The following is a 14,935-nucleotide window of genomic DNA, read 5'->3' on the forward strand; positions in this document are numbered from 1 at the left end:
CGCTGGCCGGCCTGGTCACGTCCCTGCGCAGCACGCCGGCTCCCGAGGCTCGACCCGAGTTCGTCCCCGACCTGCGCACCCGACTCCTGCTGGCCGCCGAGACCGCGCTGGCGCCCGACACCTCCCAGCAGCTCGCCTCGCGCCGTGCCCCGGCGCAGCGGCGTACGAGCCGTGAGCGCCGCCTTGCCGTCGCCGTCGGTGGGTTCGCCCTGGTGAGCGCGTCGGCGTCGATGTCGGTCGCCGCTCAGACCGCGCTTCCCGGCGACACGCTCTACCCGCTCAAGCGGGCCCTCGAGGACATCCACGAGAACGCGCTGCGCGACGCCGACGACAAGGGCACGACGATGCTCGACAACGCGTCGGGCCGTCTCGCCGAGGTCGACGAGCTGAGCCGCGGCGGCGGTCGCGACGCCGACGTCATCGCCCAGACCCTCGAGGACTTCAGCGAGCAGGCCGTCGAGGCCTCGGACGTGCTCATCGGCGACTTCGAGGAGACCGGCCGCCTGTCGTCCATCGAGGAGCTGCGCTCGTTCACCGCCAGCAGCCTCGAGGCCCTCCAGCGCCTCGAGAGCCTGGTGCCGATGGAGGTGCGCGGCTCCCTCGTCGAGGCCGTCCGCGTCCTCGACCAGATCGAGAAGCAGGCCCTCAGCATCTGCCCGGCCTGTGGCAGCACCCCGCTCGGCGACGCCGTCCGGGCCGCCGACGTCGGCGAGATCTACGAGCAGCTCCTCGACGCCGCCCCGACGCAGGCCGCGCCCACCGAGCAGCCGACGACCGGGCCCAAGCCCCGGACCAAACCGTCCACCAGCGGTCAGCCCGCCCCGGTCGGCACCCCGACCGAGCAGCCGAGCGCCCAGCCCGACCAGCCGTCGCTCCCCCAGCCGCCCGACGGCGGCGGAGCCCCGACGGCCCCCGACAACCCGCTCGCCCCCCTGGTCACCGGCCTCGGCAACGGCGACGTCCTGGGTGACCTGCTCACCGGCACTGTCGACGCAGTCGACGGCCTCCTCGGCGGCGGCGGCGGCGGCAAGGACGACAAGAACAAGTAGTCGTCCCGGCCCCGGGCCGACGACCTACTTGAAGACCGACTCCCGCTGCATCAGTAGCGAGTAGAGGGTCTGCTGGATGGTCTCGCGCACCTGGTCGGTGACGTCGAAGACGAGCATCGGGTCCTCGGCGGCGCCGGCGTCGTAGTCGTCGGTGCGGATGGGCTCGCCGAACTCCAGCAGCCACTTCGACGGCAGCGGCACGAGCCCGAGCGGGCCGAGGAGCGGAAAGAGCGGCGTGATCGGGATGTAGGGGATCCCGAGGAGGCGGGCCAGCGCCGGGATGTTGCCGACGAGCGGATAGATCTCCTCGGCGCCGACGACGGCGAGCGGGACGATCGGCACACCGGTGCGCAGCGCCGCCGAGACGAAGCCGCCACGGCCGAAGCGCTGCAGCTTGTAGCGCTGGGAGTAGGGCTTGCCGATGCCCTTGAAGCCCTCGGGCCAGACACCCACGAGCTCGCCGCTGCGGAGCATCCGCTCGGCGTCCTCGTTGCAGGCGAGGGTGGCACCGCCCTTGCGGGCCAGCTGGGAGATGACCGGCATCTTGAACACGAGGTCGGCACCGAGGGCGCGCAGGTGGCGACCGGTCTGGTCGTGCACCGTCACCATCGTCATCACGCCGTCGATAGGGATCGTGCCCGAGTGGTTGGACACGATGAGGGCGCCGCCCTCGGTGGGGATGTTGTCGATCCCCCGGACCTCGATGCGGAACCACTGCTGGGCGATCGGACGCAGCGCGGCGATGAAGAAGCGCTGGGTGATCTCGGCGTCGAAGCCGTACTCGTCGACGACGTAGTCGCCGGTCACGCGGCGGCGCAGGAACGCGAGGAAGTGGGCGAGCCGGGGCTCCCAGTGCTCGCCGAAGACCTCCCTGGCGGCCTGCTGGAAGGCCGAGAGCCAGGCGGAGGTGGGGATGCCGGCGAGCGGGTGGCGCTCGTGCGTCGTGGCGACGGCGGTGGAGGTCGCGGGAGCTTCGGTGGTGGTCGGCGTCGGCACGTCGACCGTGGCGGCTCCGGGCTCGGCCGCGGGGGCCGGGTCGGGGGCGGGCGGGGCGGGCTTGCGCGAGGGCGGCGTCTTGGCCTTGGGTGCGAGGCCGCGGGCGGCGGACGAGGGTTGCTTGCCGGTGCCGCGCCCGGGCTTGCCGCGCGTGCCGATCGGGATGATCTCGGCGTCACCCACCGGAATCACCCCCCGCCAGGCTCAGCGTCGGACCGGTCGGGCCGGTGGGGTCGGTCGTCGCCGGGGTGCTGGGAAGGCGCTCGGCCAGGCCGGCGAGCGCGCGCTCGGCCCGACCACCGGTCGGGGTCAGGCTCGCGGCGAAGTCGGCCAGGGCCTCGGCGGTCGTGAAGCGCGGCTCGAAGCCGAGCACGTCGCGCATGAGGGTCGTGTCGACGCCGCGGCCGTAGGTGAGGAACGACTTCTGCTCGGGCGAGAAGTCGGCGACACGGGCCGAGCGCAGGGCCGAGCCGAGGCTGCCGACGGCGAAGCCGGGCATCGGGATCGAGGGACGCTGGAGGCGGCGTACGGCCTGGCTGAGCATCATGATGCCGTCGCCTGCGATGTTGAAGGTGCCGGGGACGTCGCTGGCGACGGCGTGCTGGAGCACGGCGCGCAGGTCGTCCTCGTGCAGGAACTGCAGGCGGGCGTCGAAGCCGAGGACCGTCGGGATGACCGGCAGCCGGAAGTAGGACGTGAGCGGGCTGACGACGTGGGGGCCGATCACGTTGGCGCACCGCAGCATCGTCACCCGGACGTCGCTGCGCCGGCGCGCGAAGCCGCGGACGTAGCCCTCGATCTCGGCGACGTCCTTGGCGTAGCCCGTGCGCGGGGCGCCCCGGGGGTTCATGTCCTCGGTGAACATCGCCGGGTCGCGGCTGCTGGCGCCGTAGACCGTCGTCGTCGACTTCACGACCAGGTCGGTGACGCTCGGCGCCTTCTGGCACGCGGCGAGGAGCTGCATCGTCCCGATGACGTTGAGCTCCTTCATCGTCGTCCGGCCGCCGGAGCTGCCGGGCGTGGCGATGACGCTCATGTGGACGACGGTGTCGACGTCCTCCTTGGCGATGACCTTGGCGATCACCGGGTTGCGGATGTCGGCCCGCACGAAGGAGACGTCCCCGACGTCGCCGCGTGGGGGCACGACGTCGACCCCGATCACGCGACGGACGGACGGGTGTTCCGCGATGGCGCGGGCGCACCGCCGGCCGAGGTCACGGGAGACCCCGGTGACGAGCACGACCTTGTCGCCGCCGGCCATGGAGGAGGCCCTGCGCTACTTCCCGAGCTTGCGACGCTGGACGCGCGTCTTCTTCAGGAGCTTGCGGTGCTTCTTCTTGGCCATACGCTTGCGGCGCTTCTTGATGACGGAACCCACGGAACCCAACTCTCACAGACAGACGCACCGTCTGGAGGTGTCCGGACGGTCCCGATCACCCTAACGGCCCGTGCGTGACCGGGGTGAATCGGTCCGCTGGCGGCGGACCGGGTCAACCCGCGTTGTAGAAGGACTTCCGCAGGTAGTCGTCGACGTCCTCCTCCGCGACGCGGAAGGAGCGTCCCACGCGGACCGCGGGCAGCTCACCGCCGTGCACGAGTCGGTAGACGGTCATCTTGGAGACGCGCATCAGGGCCGCGACCTCGGCGATGGTGAGGAACTTCGGATCGGACAAGCCTCCGGAAGAGCTCGACATGGGACACCAGCTTTCTGCGCGTCCGCCACCGGCTTCCCCACCGGTGATGACACGTTCGCGACTCGCCAGACAATAGGGCCTGATGTGACGCGTGGGGAAGGATTTGCCAGTGAAACTTCTGAGCCGACGGCGATTCTACCAAGCCAGGACGTCGAGCCCGTGGTACGGGAACACGGCCACCCGGGTCGCCTGGACGTTGCGGTCGAGCCAGGAGGCGGGGTCGTAGCCCTCCTCCCAGGGTCGCCAGCGGGGCTCCGTCCCCGCACGGAGGTCGCCCAGCAGGGTCGGCGCGGGCAGGCCGAGCAGCCGGCCGACGTGCTCGCGCCACTCCTCCGGGACCGCGGTCGCCGGGTCGAGCGGGACGCCCGAGACGGCCGCCAGCAGATGGGTCCAGGCGCGCGGCACGACCCCCGCGACGGCGTACCCGCCGCCGCCGGTGGCGACCCAGCGACCGCCCGCCACCTCGTGGGCGAGGTCGTGCAGGGCCAGGTAGGCCGCCCGCTGCCCGTCGACGGTGAGCTCGAGGTCGGCGAGGGGGTCGTCGCGGTGGGAGTCGCAGCCGTGCTGGGTCACCAGGACCTCGGGGGCGAACTCCCGCAGCAGCGGCGGTACGACGGCGTGGAACGCGCGCAGCCACCCGGCGTCACCCGTGCCGGGCGGTAGCGGCACGTTGACGGCGTACCCCTGCGCGTCCGGCCCACCGACGTCGTCCGAGGCGCCCGTGCCGGGGAAGAGGAACTGGCCCGACTCGTGCAGCGAGATCGTGAGCACGCGGGGGTCGTCGCGGAAGACGGCCTCGACGCCGTCGCCGTGGTGGACGTCGACGTCGACGTAGGCGACCCGCTCGGCCCCCTGGTCGAGCAGCCAGCGGATGCCCACGGCGACGTCGTTGTAGACGCAGAAGCCGCTGGCGCGGTCGGGCATGGCGTGGTGGAGGCCGCCGGTGATGTTGACGCTGTGCGGGCTGGCGCCCGTCCACACCTGGCGGAACGCCTCGACGCTGGCGCCGACCACGTGGGCCGCCGCCTGGTGCATCCCGGGGAAGACGGGGTTGTCGTCGGTGCCCAGGCCCAAGGACTCGGCCTCGTCGGCGCGACGCACGGCCTCGATCAGCTGCTCGCCGTGCACGGTCGCGATCAGGTCGTCGGAGGCGATCGGCGCCGGGACGGTCAGCAGCCGCGGGCCGACGACCCCGAGCAGGCCGGCCAGGCGCATCGTGAGGTCGACGCGCACCGGCGCCATCGGGTGGTCGGGTCCGAAGTCGTAGTCGGTGAGCGTCGGGTCGAAGACGACGGTCGCCGGGGGCTCGCCGTCACGCTGGCACTGGTGCACGTTTGCGACACTAACCACCATGACGGGGACGGTGACCGAGCGCGCGCGCCTGCAGGACCGGCTGCCGCCTCGCTGGCAGTCGATCGGCGGGCTGCCGCTCGCGGTCAAGGCGGCCCTGGTCTTCCTCGTCCTGCGGGTCGGGACGTGGGTGCTGATGTCGGTCGCCGCCGACCAGGCGGACTACTACCCGGGCGTCCAGGGACCGGCCGAGGGCGACATCGACCTGGCGCTCAACTGGGACGCCGTCTGGTACGAGCGGATCTTCGACAGCGGCTACCCCGACGAGCTGCCGATCGGCGAGACCGGCCGGGTCGAGCAGAACCCGTGGGCGTTCTACCCCGTCTTCCCCTACGCCGTGCGGATCGTCGCCGCGTTCTTCGGCGCCGACTTCGGCACGGTCGCGCCGCTGCTCGCGCTCCTCGCCGGTCTCGGGGCGGCGGTCGTCATGGCGCGACTCCTCGTCGAGGCACTGCCGTCAGGGCCGCGGGTCGAGACGTTCGCCCTGGCCGCCGTCGCGGTGTGGGCGGCGTGCCCGGTCACCCCGGTGCTGCAGATGGCCTACACCGAGTCGTTCAGCATGCTCCTGCTCGTCACGTTCCTGCTGCTCCTGCTCCGCGACCGGTGGTGGGCGGCCGGCGTCTGCGCGCTCGTGCTCGGGCTGACCCGGCCGATCGCGCTGCCGCTCGTCATCGTCCTGGTCGTGTCGCTGTGGATGCGGTGGCGGGTGCGTGGAGAGCGCCCGATCCCCACCCCCGAGCGGGTCGCGATGGTCTGGGCCCTCGGGGCGACCGGCCTGTCCGGGATCCTGTGGACCGCGATCGCCGCCATCGGCGCCGGGCGCCGCGACGCCTACCCGGCGACCATGACGGCCTGGCGGGGCGAGGACAAGATCAACGTCCTCGAGCCGTGGAAGCAGACGATCTCCAACGCCTGGCAGTTCCACGACAATATCTTCGTCGCGCCGGCGATCGCCATGGTCGTCGCGCTGTCCCTGTCCCTGCTGATGCTGGTGCCGCGCATCGGCGGTGGTCTCGACCTGCGACTGCGCGTGTGGTCGGCCGCCTACGCGCTCTACCTGCTCGCCGTCGTCGACGGCCACACGAGCATCTTCCGCTACCTGATCCCCCTCTTCCCGCTGGCGGTCCTGCTTGTCGGCGTGCACCGCACGGAGCCGCGGTGGTGGCAGCTGCGCACGGCGTTCTGGGTCGCCGCCGGGTTCGTCGGCCAGGTCGGCTGGATCTGGTGGCTGGTCATCTTCTCGCCGCTGCCGGGGATGTACGGCGACTACCCGCCCTGACGGGTGCTGCCGGGTGCGCGGGTCGTCATAGGGTCGGGTCATGACCGGCACCGACACCCCCGACCCGTCGCACACCGCCAGCACCGACCTCGCCGACCTGGCTGACGCGTTCTGGGGCCACTACCTCGAGTCCAACCCGACCGAGGCGCACCTGCTCGGCGTCTACCGCTACGCCGCGTTCTTCGAGGACGCGAGCCGCGACGCGGAGGACCGCAAGATCGAGGCGCTGCGCACCTTCGCCGCCGACGCCGAGTCGATCGACCCGGGCAGCCTGACCGAGCAGGAGAAGGTCACCCGCCTCGTGCTCGAGAGCACCGCGACCAGCACCGCCGACCGACTGCAGACGCGGCTGGCCGAGCTGCACGCCGACCCGATCTTCGGGCCGCAGGTCGAGCTGCCGATCATCGTGCCGATGCTGAGCCTGCCCGACGCCGAGGTGGCCGAGGCGCTGGTCGACAAGCTGCACGGCGCGGCCCGCTGGCTGACCGAGCAGGGCGACCGGCTTCGCGAGGGCCTGGCCGCGGGCCGGGTCTCCCCCGCCTTCGCCGTCGAGGGGGCGATCAGCCAGCTCGAGGAGCAGCTGGCGGTCCCGCTGGCCGACGACGCCGTCCTGGCTGCGGTCCCCGACGCGCCCGAGGGCGTCGACGTGGCGGCCTGGCGCGGCCGGCTCGAGGCGGCAGTCGAGTCCGCGCTGCGGCCGGCGATGGCGTCCTACCGCGACGCCCTGGTGGCGACCCGCGACTCCGCCCGGCCCGACGACAAGCCCGGCCTGTGCTGGCTCGAGGACGGCGAGGCGTCCTACGCCGCGATGCTGCGCTACTCCACGACGACCACGATGTCGGCCCAGGAGATCCACGACCTCGGGCTGGCGACGGTGGCCAAGCTGGCCGACGAGTACCGCGCGCTCGGGCCCGAGGTGGTCGGCACCGACGACCTCGCCCAGATCTTCGAGGCGATGCGCACCGACCCCCAGCTGCACTTCCAGCGCGGCGAGCAGCTGGTCGAGGCCTCCGAGGTCGCGATGGCCCGCGCCTGGGACGCCATGCCGGAGTGGTTCGAGGTGCTCCCGCAGGCGCCCTGCGGGGTCAAGGGGACGTCGTCCGGGGCCAAGGCCTACTACTTCCCGCCGGCCTCCGACGGCAGCCGCGGCGGCACCTTCTTCATCAACACCGCCGACCCCGGCTCGTGGGGCACGTTCGAGCTCGAGTCGATGGCGTTCCACGAGGGCATCCCCGGCCACCACCTCCAGCTCGCGATCGCTGCGGAGCTGCAGGGCGTGCCCGAGTTCCGCAAGCACATCCACAACAACGCCTACGCCGAGGGCTGGGGCCTCTACACCGAGCGCCTCGCCGACGAGATGGGGCTCTACAGCTCGGCGGTCGACCGGATGGGCATGTACGCCGCCGACTCCATGCGCGCCTGCCGACTCGTCGTCGACACCGGGCTGCACGCGCTGGGCTGGAGCCGCGAGCAGGCGGTGCGCTACATGGTCGACAACTCGCCGCTCGCCGACGCGATGGTGCGACCCGAGATCGACCGCTACGTCACCAACCCCGGGCAGGCGACCGGCTACATGGTCGGCCGGGTCGCGATCGAGCGCATCCGCGCGGCCGCCGAGGCCCGCCAGGGCTCGGCGTTCGACGTGAGGAAGTTCCACTCCGCCGTGCTCGACCAGGGCTCGCTGCCGCTGGGGGTGCTCGACGAGGTCGTGGTGGCCCGCCTGCCGTGACCTGTGAGAGAGTCCGTGTCGTGCAGATGACGCGCTCGACCCAGTGGTGGCCCGCCTGACCGGCGGACCACCCCTCTGACGCACACCACGCAGACACGGCCGCCCACGGGCGGCCGTCCTGCTTTTTCCCTGGGTCCGGCCGACCCGTGGGCCTCACTCCAGGAGACCCACAGATGACGTCACCGACCGCGCCGACCCGCCCGCGCCGCCTCTCGCTGCTGCAGCCGACCGGCCACCTCACGCTCGGCAACTACCTCGGCGCCCTGCGCCCGATGGCCGGCCAGCAGGCGCACGCCGACTGCTTCTACGGCCTCGCCGACCTGCACTCGTTGACCGTGTCGCACGACCCCTCGACGCTGCGGGCGACCGTGGCCGAGCAGGCCACGACCCTGCTCGCGGTCGGGCTCGACGAGAGCACCCTGTTCCTGCAGAGCCGGGTGCCCACGCACGCCCAGCTGTCCTACCTGCTCGAGTGCGTGGCCACGACGGGCGAGCTGGGCCGGATGATCCAGTTCAAGGAGAAGTCGCGGGCCGGGGAGTCCACACGCGCGTCGCTGCTCACCTACCCGGTGCTGATGGCGGCCGACATCCTGCTCTACCGGCCCGAGCAGGTGCCCGTCGGCGACGACCAGCGCCAGCACCTCGAGCTCACCCGCGACCTCGCGATGCGCTTCAACAGCGCCTACGGGCCGGTCTTCGTCGTGCCCGAGGCAACCGTGCCGGCGGTCGGGGCACGGGTGATGGACCTGGCGGTCCCGACCAGCAAGATGAGCAAGACCGGCTCGACCGAGGCCGGGGCCGTGCGGCTGCTCGACCCGCCCGACGTCGTGCGCCGCAAGGTGGCGCGCGCGGTCACCGACAACGACGTCGGCCCCGACGCGGTGCGCGCCGACCGTGCCGCCAAGCCCGGGGTGACCAACCTGCTCGACGTCCTCGGGGCCTGCGGCGGGTCGGCCGCCGGGCTGTCGACGTACGGCGCCCTCAAGCGTGCGGTCACCGACGCCATCGTCGCCGAGCTCGAGCCGGTCCAGAAGCGGTACGCCGAGCTGGCCCGGGACCCCGCCCACGTCGCCGCGGTCTTCGCGCAGGGCGCCGAGCGGGCGCGGGCGGTCACCGAGCCGGTGCTGGCCGCGGCCACCGCGGCGATCGGGTTGTGAGGTGGTGTTTGAACGTGTTCAAGAATGGGGTAGGGTCATTCTTGAACACGTTCAACTCACCCAAGGAGCTCATCATGGACTGGACCGTCGCGACCTACCTCGCCTACCTGCTCGTCGCCGTGCCGCTGACCGTCTGGGTGGCCCACACCCTCTCGAGCAACGGCCGGGTCTTCCTCGAGGACGTCTTCACGGGCAGCGAGGCGCTCGCCCACGCCGTCAACCGGCTGCTGGTCGTCGGGTTCTACCTGCTCAACCTCGGCTTCGTCAGCCTCTACCTGCGCAGCGGCACCGACGTGAGCGACCTGCGCGGGCTGCTCGAGCAGCTCAGCGTCAAGATCGGCGTCGTGACGCTCGTCCTGGGCGTCGTGCACTTCCTCAACATCTGGGTCTTCAGCGCGATGCGCCGTCGCCAGCGGATGGACTCGTTCCGCAGCGCCCCCGTCGCCCCCCAGGGCTACGTCGCCCCGTTCGCCCCGCAGACGCCCTACCCCGCTCCCGGCCGCTGAGCATGACCACCACGCTCACCGTCCTCTACGACGCCGGGTGCCCGCTGTGCTCGCGGTTCCGCGACTGGCTGGTCCTCCAGCCGACGCTGGTGCCGCTGCGGCTGGTGCCGGCCGGGTCGGCCGAGGCGCACGCCCTCTTCCCGACGCTCGACCACGACCGCACGCTGCGCGAGGTCACGGTGGTCGGCGACGACGGAGCGGTGTGGACCAACGAGCACGCGTGGGTGATGTGCCTGTGGGCGACGCGGCGGTTCCGCTCGATGGCCGAGCGCCTGGCCCACCCCGCCTGGCTCCCGCTCGCCCGCGGTGCCGCTGCCACGGCGGCCGGCGTCCGCCACCTGCTCACGCCGGGGGGTGACTACCCTGACCGCTGTGCCGGAACCTGCGCCCCGACGTACGTCCAAGGCTGAGCAGACCCGCGCCGTGATCGCCGACGCCGCCATGCGGCTGTTCCGCCGCGACGGCTACGACGGCACCACGATGCGGGCGATCGCCACCGAGGCCGGCGTCTCGGTCGGCAACGCCTACTACTACTTCTCCTCCAAGGAGCACCTGATCCAGGCGTTCTACGACGGGATGCAGGTGGAGCACGCCGACGCCGCGGTCGCCGTCCTGGCTCGCGAGAAGGACTTCGAGCCCCGGCTGCGCGGCGTCCTCGAGGCCTGGCTCGACGTCGCGGCCCCCAACCACGAGTTCGCCGGGCAGTTCTTCAAGAACGCCGCCGACCCCGAGAGCCCGCTGTCACCGTTCAGCGACGAGTCGACCCCGGCCCGCGCCGCGAGCACCGAGCTCTACCGCCGGGTCGTCGACGGTGCCGACATCAAGATCGCGCCGGGACTGCGGGCCGAGCTCCCCGGGCTGCTGTGGCTGCTGCAGATGGGCTTCGTGCTGTTCTGGGTCTACGACAAGTCGCCCGACCAGGCCCGCACCCGCGCCCTGGTCACCCAGGGCACCCCGATCGTCGACCGCCTCGTGCGGCTGGCCCGCCTGCCCGTCGTACGCGGCATCGTCGACGACCTCGTGAAGGTGGTCGCCGGCCTCAGGTCGGAGTGACGGGCGGCCATGGTGGGGCGTGCGGCCGAGGCGTCCGTGTTGCGACTCGGAGCACTGGTCATGGGGTGTCGGACGTCGACCGGCTTGCCCTGCGTCATCGCCTGACTCGTCGGATCGTGTCACCAGACGACACGGATCTTCGAGCGTGCCGGACCGAGTCACGGTCGGACGACAGTGCCGTACGCAGGTGTCAGCCGGTGACAGCCAGGTACGGCACTGGTCGTGTCCCTGTGAACGCGCAGACCTGACCCGATCGGCTACTGCTGGTCGACGACGCTGGTGCCGTCACGGTTGCGCAGGAAGTGGTGGGCGGTGGGATCGACCCACAGGAACACGCGAGGCTCGAGCCGGTGGTAGGTCCAGCCGGCCAGGGTCTTGAGTCGGTGGTGGTGGCGGCACAGCGGGGCGAGGTTGTGGCTGCAGGTCGGCCCGCCGCGGTCGGGGGCCGGGTCCCAGGGCTCGAGGTGGTCGCAGTCGCAGCGGCGGGCCGGTCGGGTGCACCAGGGGAACACGCAGGTGGGGTTGATGAGCACGGCCTGCTCGCGGAGACGGTCGGTGACCGCGTAGGACTCCGTGTGGAGGTCCTCGTCGAGGTCGATGACCGGCTTGACGACCACGTGGGTGTCGGTGCGGGCGAGCCAGGACCGGACCTGCTGGGCCAGGACGGCGCGGCCGGTGGTCTCGTTGACCGCGAGCGGGTCGAGGCCGAGCAGGGCGAGGTCGGTCAGGTGCAGGTAGAGGACCGCCTGCTTGCCCGGCGCCTGAGTCTCGTGGTCGGCCGGGCGCCCGGCGAGGAGGGCGAGCGCCTGGGCGGGGTCGGCCAGCACCCCGAGCGCACGGGCCCGCCGCGCGCCGAGGGGGCGGTCGTCCCCACCGGCGGCGAGGGCGGCCGCGACCCGGCTCAGGGTCTGGTCGAGGTCGTGGAGGTCCTTCCAGTCGCCGCGGGCGTGCAGCTGGGTGGAACCGTCGATGTCGGGGGTGGGGTCGAACCTGACCTCGTGGGCGTCCTCGGCGCCGGCCTGGTCGGCCTCGGAGCCCTCGGCGTCGAGCAGCAGCATCGCTGCGGCGATCTTCTTGTCGAGGACGCCCACCCCGATCGACCCGGCCACCGGCGCGAGCTCGTCGTCGAGGTAGGCCACCACGTCGGCCGGGCAGCCCAGCACGGCCTGGGCGATCCGTCGACCGCGCCACGCGGCCACGTCACCGGCCAGCACCCGCGCCCAGACCTTGGGCAGCCGGTGGCAGAGGATGAGCGCGTCGCGCAGCAGGGCCTTGCCGGCACCCGTGGACATCCGGTTGGCCGCAGCGAAGACCGCAGGCGCGTCCCAGGCGACCGGCGGGATGCCGAGCCAGCCCAGCTTGTCCTCGGCCTCGGGGTCGTCGAGGTCGATGGCGTCGGCGGTGCCGTCGACCATCGACAGCGGCTGCGCCGAGGCCGCGGTGATCCGCCACCCCTCGACACCCTCGAGCACCGGGTGGGCGTGCGCCCACTCCACCGCCACCTCCAGGATCCGCGCCTCGGCCGCGTCGGCTGCGACGCGGGACCGGCGGACCTCGTCGAGCAACGCCGTGGGAGTCACGGCGGCGTCGGCGAACGAGGTGGTCACGAGTCAAACGGTAGTCGAGTATATGTTCGAATACAAGAGTCAGGTGCTCGAGTTCGTCTCCGCCAGGTCACGCAAGGTGTGCAGCTGCTTGCGCACCATCACCAGGTCACCCCAGGCGAGCGCGTCCGAGGCGGGCCGCGGCCAGGACGTGACCAGCCGGCAGACCAGTCGCGACCGGTCGGGACCGTCGGGCTCGGCGGCGTACGTCATCGACGTCGTCCCGAAGAGCCGGCGCCCGCGATCACCGGTGACGGCCGACCAGTGGTGCCCTTCCTCGAACGACACCAGCCGGAACACGACCGCCATCACCTGACCGACCTCGAGCCGGTCGGCACCGGGCGTGAGCTCGCGCAGACTGCGGCGGCCGCGGTTGTCGATCCAGTCGTAGGAGTACGGCGCCACCGCGACCTGGCAGAGCCACCGCCAGAGCACGGGGGCCGGGGCCGCGACGGAGACGGCGCGCGTCATCGGACGCCCCGGGACCATGTCGTCGGCCGGGTAGCGGCGCGCGACCTCGTCGTCGGTGGCACCCCACTCTCAGGGGAGCGTCACGACCCCTCGGCCAGCTCTCGGGAGCGGTTGCGCGCGGCCTCCATGGCGGCGAGGAAGGCCGCGCGGACCTTGTGGATCTCGAGCTCGCGCAGCGCCGAGGCCGTCGTGCCGCCCGGGGACGTGACCTGCTCGCGCAGGACGGTCGGGTGGGTGCCGGTCTCGCGGAGCATCTTGGCCGAGCCGACGAGGGTCTGGATCACCAGCTCACTGGCCGTCGTACGCGGGAGGCCGAGGTGGACGCCGGCCTCGATCATCGACTCGACGACGAAGAAGATGTAGGCCGGGCCCGAGCCGGAGATCGCCGTGACGGCGTCCTGCTGGCGCTCGGGGATCCGCAGCACCCGGCCGACGGACCCGAGCAGCGCCTCGGCCTCGGCGAGGTCGGCCTCGGAGCAGTGCGAGCCGGGCGAGATGGCGGCCATGCCCTCGTCGACGAGGGCCGGGGTGTTGGGCATGACCCTGACGACGGCGACGCCGTCGGGCACGCGCGACTCGATGAAGGCCGTCGTGATCCCGGCGGCGAGCGAGACGATCAGCTGGCCGGGCCGGAGCACGCCGTGGATCTCGTCGAGGACCTCGGCCATGTCCTGCGGCTTGATGACCAGCGCGACGGTGTCGGCCTTGGCGGCGGCGTCGACGTTGGAGACGACGGCGACGCCGTAGCGCTCCTCGAGCTCGCGGGCGCGCTCGGCGCGCTTCTCGCCCACCAGGAGCTGGTCGACGCGCCGTCCGGCCCGCACGAGCCCGGACAGCAGGGTCTCCCCCATCACGCCCGCACCGATGATGGCGGTCTGCTTGGTCGTCGCGGAGCCGGTCATGACGAGCAACCTACTTCTTGGACAGCAGGGACCTGAGGAAGAAGGTCAGGTTCTGCGGACGCTCGGCCATCCGGCGCATCAGGTAGCCGTACCACTCCTGGCCGTAGGGCACGTAGACCCGCACGGTCTCGCCCGCGGCGGAGAGCCGGCGCTGCTCGTCGGGCCGGATGCCGTAGAGCATCTGGTACTCGTAGGTGCCGGGCGAGCGGCCGTAGCGGCTCGCGAGCGACGCCGCGATCGCGACCATCCGCGGGTCGTGGGTGGCGATCATCGGGTAGCCCGCACCGCCGAGCAGCACCTTGAGGCAGCGCACGTAGGACTTGTCGACGTCGATCCCGTCCTGGAACGCGACGTCCTCGGGCTCGTTGTAGGCGCCCTTGCACAGCCGCACCCGTGAGCCCTCGTGAGCAAGCGCCCGGCAGTCGGCCTCGGTGCGGTGGAGGTAGGCCTGCACGACGGCGCCGGTCTCGGGGAAGTCCTTGCGCAGGTCGCGCAGCACTGCGAGCGTGCGGTCGGTCGTGGTGTGGTCCTCCATGTCGAGGGTCACGGTGGTGCCGGCGTTGCGCGCGGCCCGGCAGATGGTGCGGGCGTTCTCGAGGGCGACCTTGTCGCCGACGTCGGGGAGCGCCTGACCGATCGCGGACAGCTTGACCGACACCTCGGCCTGGCGGGCCAGGCCGCGGTCGGCGAGGTCCTTGAGGAGCTCGACGTAGGCCGCCACGGTGGCCTCGGCGTGCTCGACGTCGAGGGTGTCCTCGCCGAGGAAGTCGAGGGTGACCGTCAGCCCGTCCTCGACCAGCCGGGCGGTCGCGTCGACCGCCGACTCCGTGGTCTCGCCGGGGACGTAGCTGGTCACGATGCCCGAGGTGACGGGCATCGTGCTGACGAGCTTCTTGACGCCGCCGCTGCGGGCGAGCAGCAGGATCGGCTGGCGGAGCAGGGACATGACCCCACATTACGACCGCCACGTTTCTCGCCTATGACCACGGGTGTACGCCGCCAGGAGTACGTCGCCCCGTGGGCAGAGACGCAGTCACTCCCCCAGCACGACGCGACCGACCCCCACCGGCAGCGAGGCTCGGGGCATGACCACCACCCTCCCAGCAGAAGCCAGCACCGGCCCCTCGGCCGGCACCCTGTCCCGC

16 protein-coding genes are annotated in these 14,935 nt (G+C 72.3%); 7 read left to right on the forward strand and 9 right to left on the reverse strand.

What is annotated here, in order from left to right:
- The coding region (locus Q7T52_RS10615; RefSeq protein ID WP_304802204.1) for a DUF5667 domain-containing protein at positions 1-1,049 on the forward strand (1,049 nt) is incomplete at its 5' end.
- 24 nt (positions 1,050-1,073) lie between these two features.
- On the opposite strand, the gene Q7T52_RS10620 is transcribed toward Q7T52_RS10615, so the two are convergent.
- The 5 genes from Q7T52_RS10620 to Q7T52_RS10640 all read right to left on the reverse strand — a co-directional run bounded on the left by Q7T52_RS10620 (position 1,074) and on the right by Q7T52_RS10640 (position 5,092).
- Positions 1,074-2,228: a lysophospholipid acyltransferase family protein gene (locus tag Q7T52_RS10620; protein ID WP_304802206.1), complete on the reverse strand. Its 1,155-nt coding sequence runs from the start codon at positions 2,226-2,228 to the stop codon at positions 1,074-1,076.
- A complete protein-coding gene (locus Q7T52_RS10625; RefSeq protein WP_304802208.1) occupies positions 2,221-3,306 on the reverse strand; it encodes an NAD-dependent epimerase/dehydratase family protein in 1,086 nt (361 codons plus the stop codon). The genes Q7T52_RS10620 and Q7T52_RS10625 overlap by 8 nt, the downstream gene beginning before the upstream one ends.
- A gap of 15 nt (positions 3,307-3,321) precedes the next feature.
- The gene (locus Q7T52_RS10630; RefSeq protein WP_008356322.1) at positions 3,322-3,423 is read right to left on the reverse strand and encodes a 30S ribosomal protein bS22; all 102 of its coding nucleotides are present in this window, start codon (positions 3,421-3,423) and stop codon (positions 3,322-3,324) included.
- Positions 3,424-3,535: 112 nt separating this feature from the next.
- Positions 3,536-3,739 carry a helix-turn-helix domain-containing protein gene (locus Q7T52_RS10635; RefSeq protein WP_304802255.1) on the reverse strand — a complete coding sequence of 68 codons (204 nt, stop codon included), beginning with the start codon at positions 3,737-3,739 and terminating at the stop codon, positions 3,536-3,538.
- 135 nt (positions 3,740-3,874) lie between these two features.
- Positions 3,875-5,092 carry an acetoin utilization protein AcuC gene (locus Q7T52_RS10640; RefSeq protein ID WP_370692316.1) on the reverse strand — a complete coding sequence of 406 codons (1,218 nt, stop codon included), beginning with the start codon at positions 5,090-5,092 and terminating at the stop codon, positions 3,875-3,877.
- On the opposite strand from Q7T52_RS10640, the gene Q7T52_RS10645 reads away from it, so the two are divergent.
- From Q7T52_RS10645 to Q7T52_RS10670, 6 genes are all read left to right on the forward strand, one after another.
- Entirely contained in the window at positions 5,091-6,368 is a 1,278-nt protein-coding gene (locus Q7T52_RS10645; RefSeq protein WP_304802258.1) for a hypothetical protein, read from the forward strand. The two genes, Q7T52_RS10640 and Q7T52_RS10645, sit on opposite strands and share 2 nt — an antisense overlap.
- Positions 6,369-6,408: 40 nt before the next feature.
- Positions 6,409-8,097, forward strand: coding sequence for a DUF885 family protein (locus Q7T52_RS10650; protein WP_304802260.1), 1,689 nt, complete (start codon positions 6,409-6,411; stop codon positions 8,095-8,097).
- Positions 8,098-8,270: 173 nt separating this feature from the next.
- On the forward strand, positions 8,271-9,254 hold the full coding sequence (gene trpS / locus Q7T52_RS10655; RefSeq protein WP_304802262.1) for a tryptophan--tRNA ligase: 984 nt from the start codon (positions 8,271-8,273) through the stop codon (positions 9,252-9,254).
- 41 nt (positions 9,255-9,295) lie between these two features.
- The gene (locus tag Q7T52_RS10660) at positions 9,296-9,760 is read left to right on the forward strand and encodes a hypothetical protein (RefSeq protein ID WP_304802264.1); all 465 of its coding nucleotides are present in this window, start codon (positions 9,296-9,298) and stop codon (positions 9,758-9,760) included.
- Positions 9,761-9,762: 2 nt separating this feature from the next.
- Positions 9,763-10,170: a DCC1-like thiol-disulfide oxidoreductase family protein gene (locus Q7T52_RS10665; RefSeq protein WP_304802266.1), complete on the forward strand. Its 408-nt coding sequence runs from the start codon at positions 9,763-9,765 to the stop codon at positions 10,168-10,170.
- Complete coding sequence (locus Q7T52_RS10670; protein WP_304802268.1) at positions 10,133-10,813, forward strand: TetR/AcrR family transcriptional regulator; 681 nt, start codon at positions 10,133-10,135, stop codon at positions 10,811-10,813. The genes Q7T52_RS10665 and Q7T52_RS10670 overlap by 38 nt, the downstream gene beginning before the upstream one ends.
- A 257-nt stretch (positions 10,814-11,070) precedes the next feature.
- Here the strand turns inward: Q7T52_RS10670 and Q7T52_RS10675 are convergent, their stop codons facing one another.
- The 4 genes from Q7T52_RS10675 to Q7T52_RS10690 all read right to left on the reverse strand — a co-directional run bounded on the left by Q7T52_RS10675 (position 11,071) and on the right by Q7T52_RS10690 (position 14,730).
- Entirely contained in the window at positions 11,071-12,420 is a 1,350-nt protein-coding gene (locus Q7T52_RS10675; RefSeq protein ID WP_304802270.1) for an HNH endonuclease signature motif containing protein, read from the reverse strand.
- Positions 12,421-12,459: 39 nt separating this feature from the next.
- Positions 12,460-12,888 carry a hypothetical protein gene (locus tag Q7T52_RS10680; RefSeq protein WP_304802272.1) on the reverse strand — a complete coding sequence of 143 codons (429 nt, stop codon included), beginning with the start codon at positions 12,886-12,888 and terminating at the stop codon, positions 12,460-12,462.
- Between the two features lie 80 nt (positions 12,889-12,968).
- The gene (gene proC / locus Q7T52_RS10685; RefSeq protein ID WP_304802274.1) at positions 12,969-13,790 is read right to left on the reverse strand and encodes a pyrroline-5-carboxylate reductase; all 822 of its coding nucleotides are present in this window, start codon (positions 13,788-13,790) and stop codon (positions 12,969-12,971) included.
- 10 nt (positions 13,791-13,800) lie between these two features.
- Complete coding sequence (locus Q7T52_RS10690; protein ID WP_304802276.1) at positions 13,801-14,730, reverse strand: proline dehydrogenase family protein; 930 nt, start codon at positions 14,728-14,730, stop codon at positions 13,801-13,803.
- Between the last annotated feature and the right edge of the window lie 205 nt (positions 14,731-14,935).

Origin of the sequence: Nocardioides sp. (genome assembly GCF_030655615.1) — a bacterium.
GTDB lineage: Bacteria > Actinomycetota > Actinomycetes > Propionibacteriales > Nocardioidaceae > Nocardioides.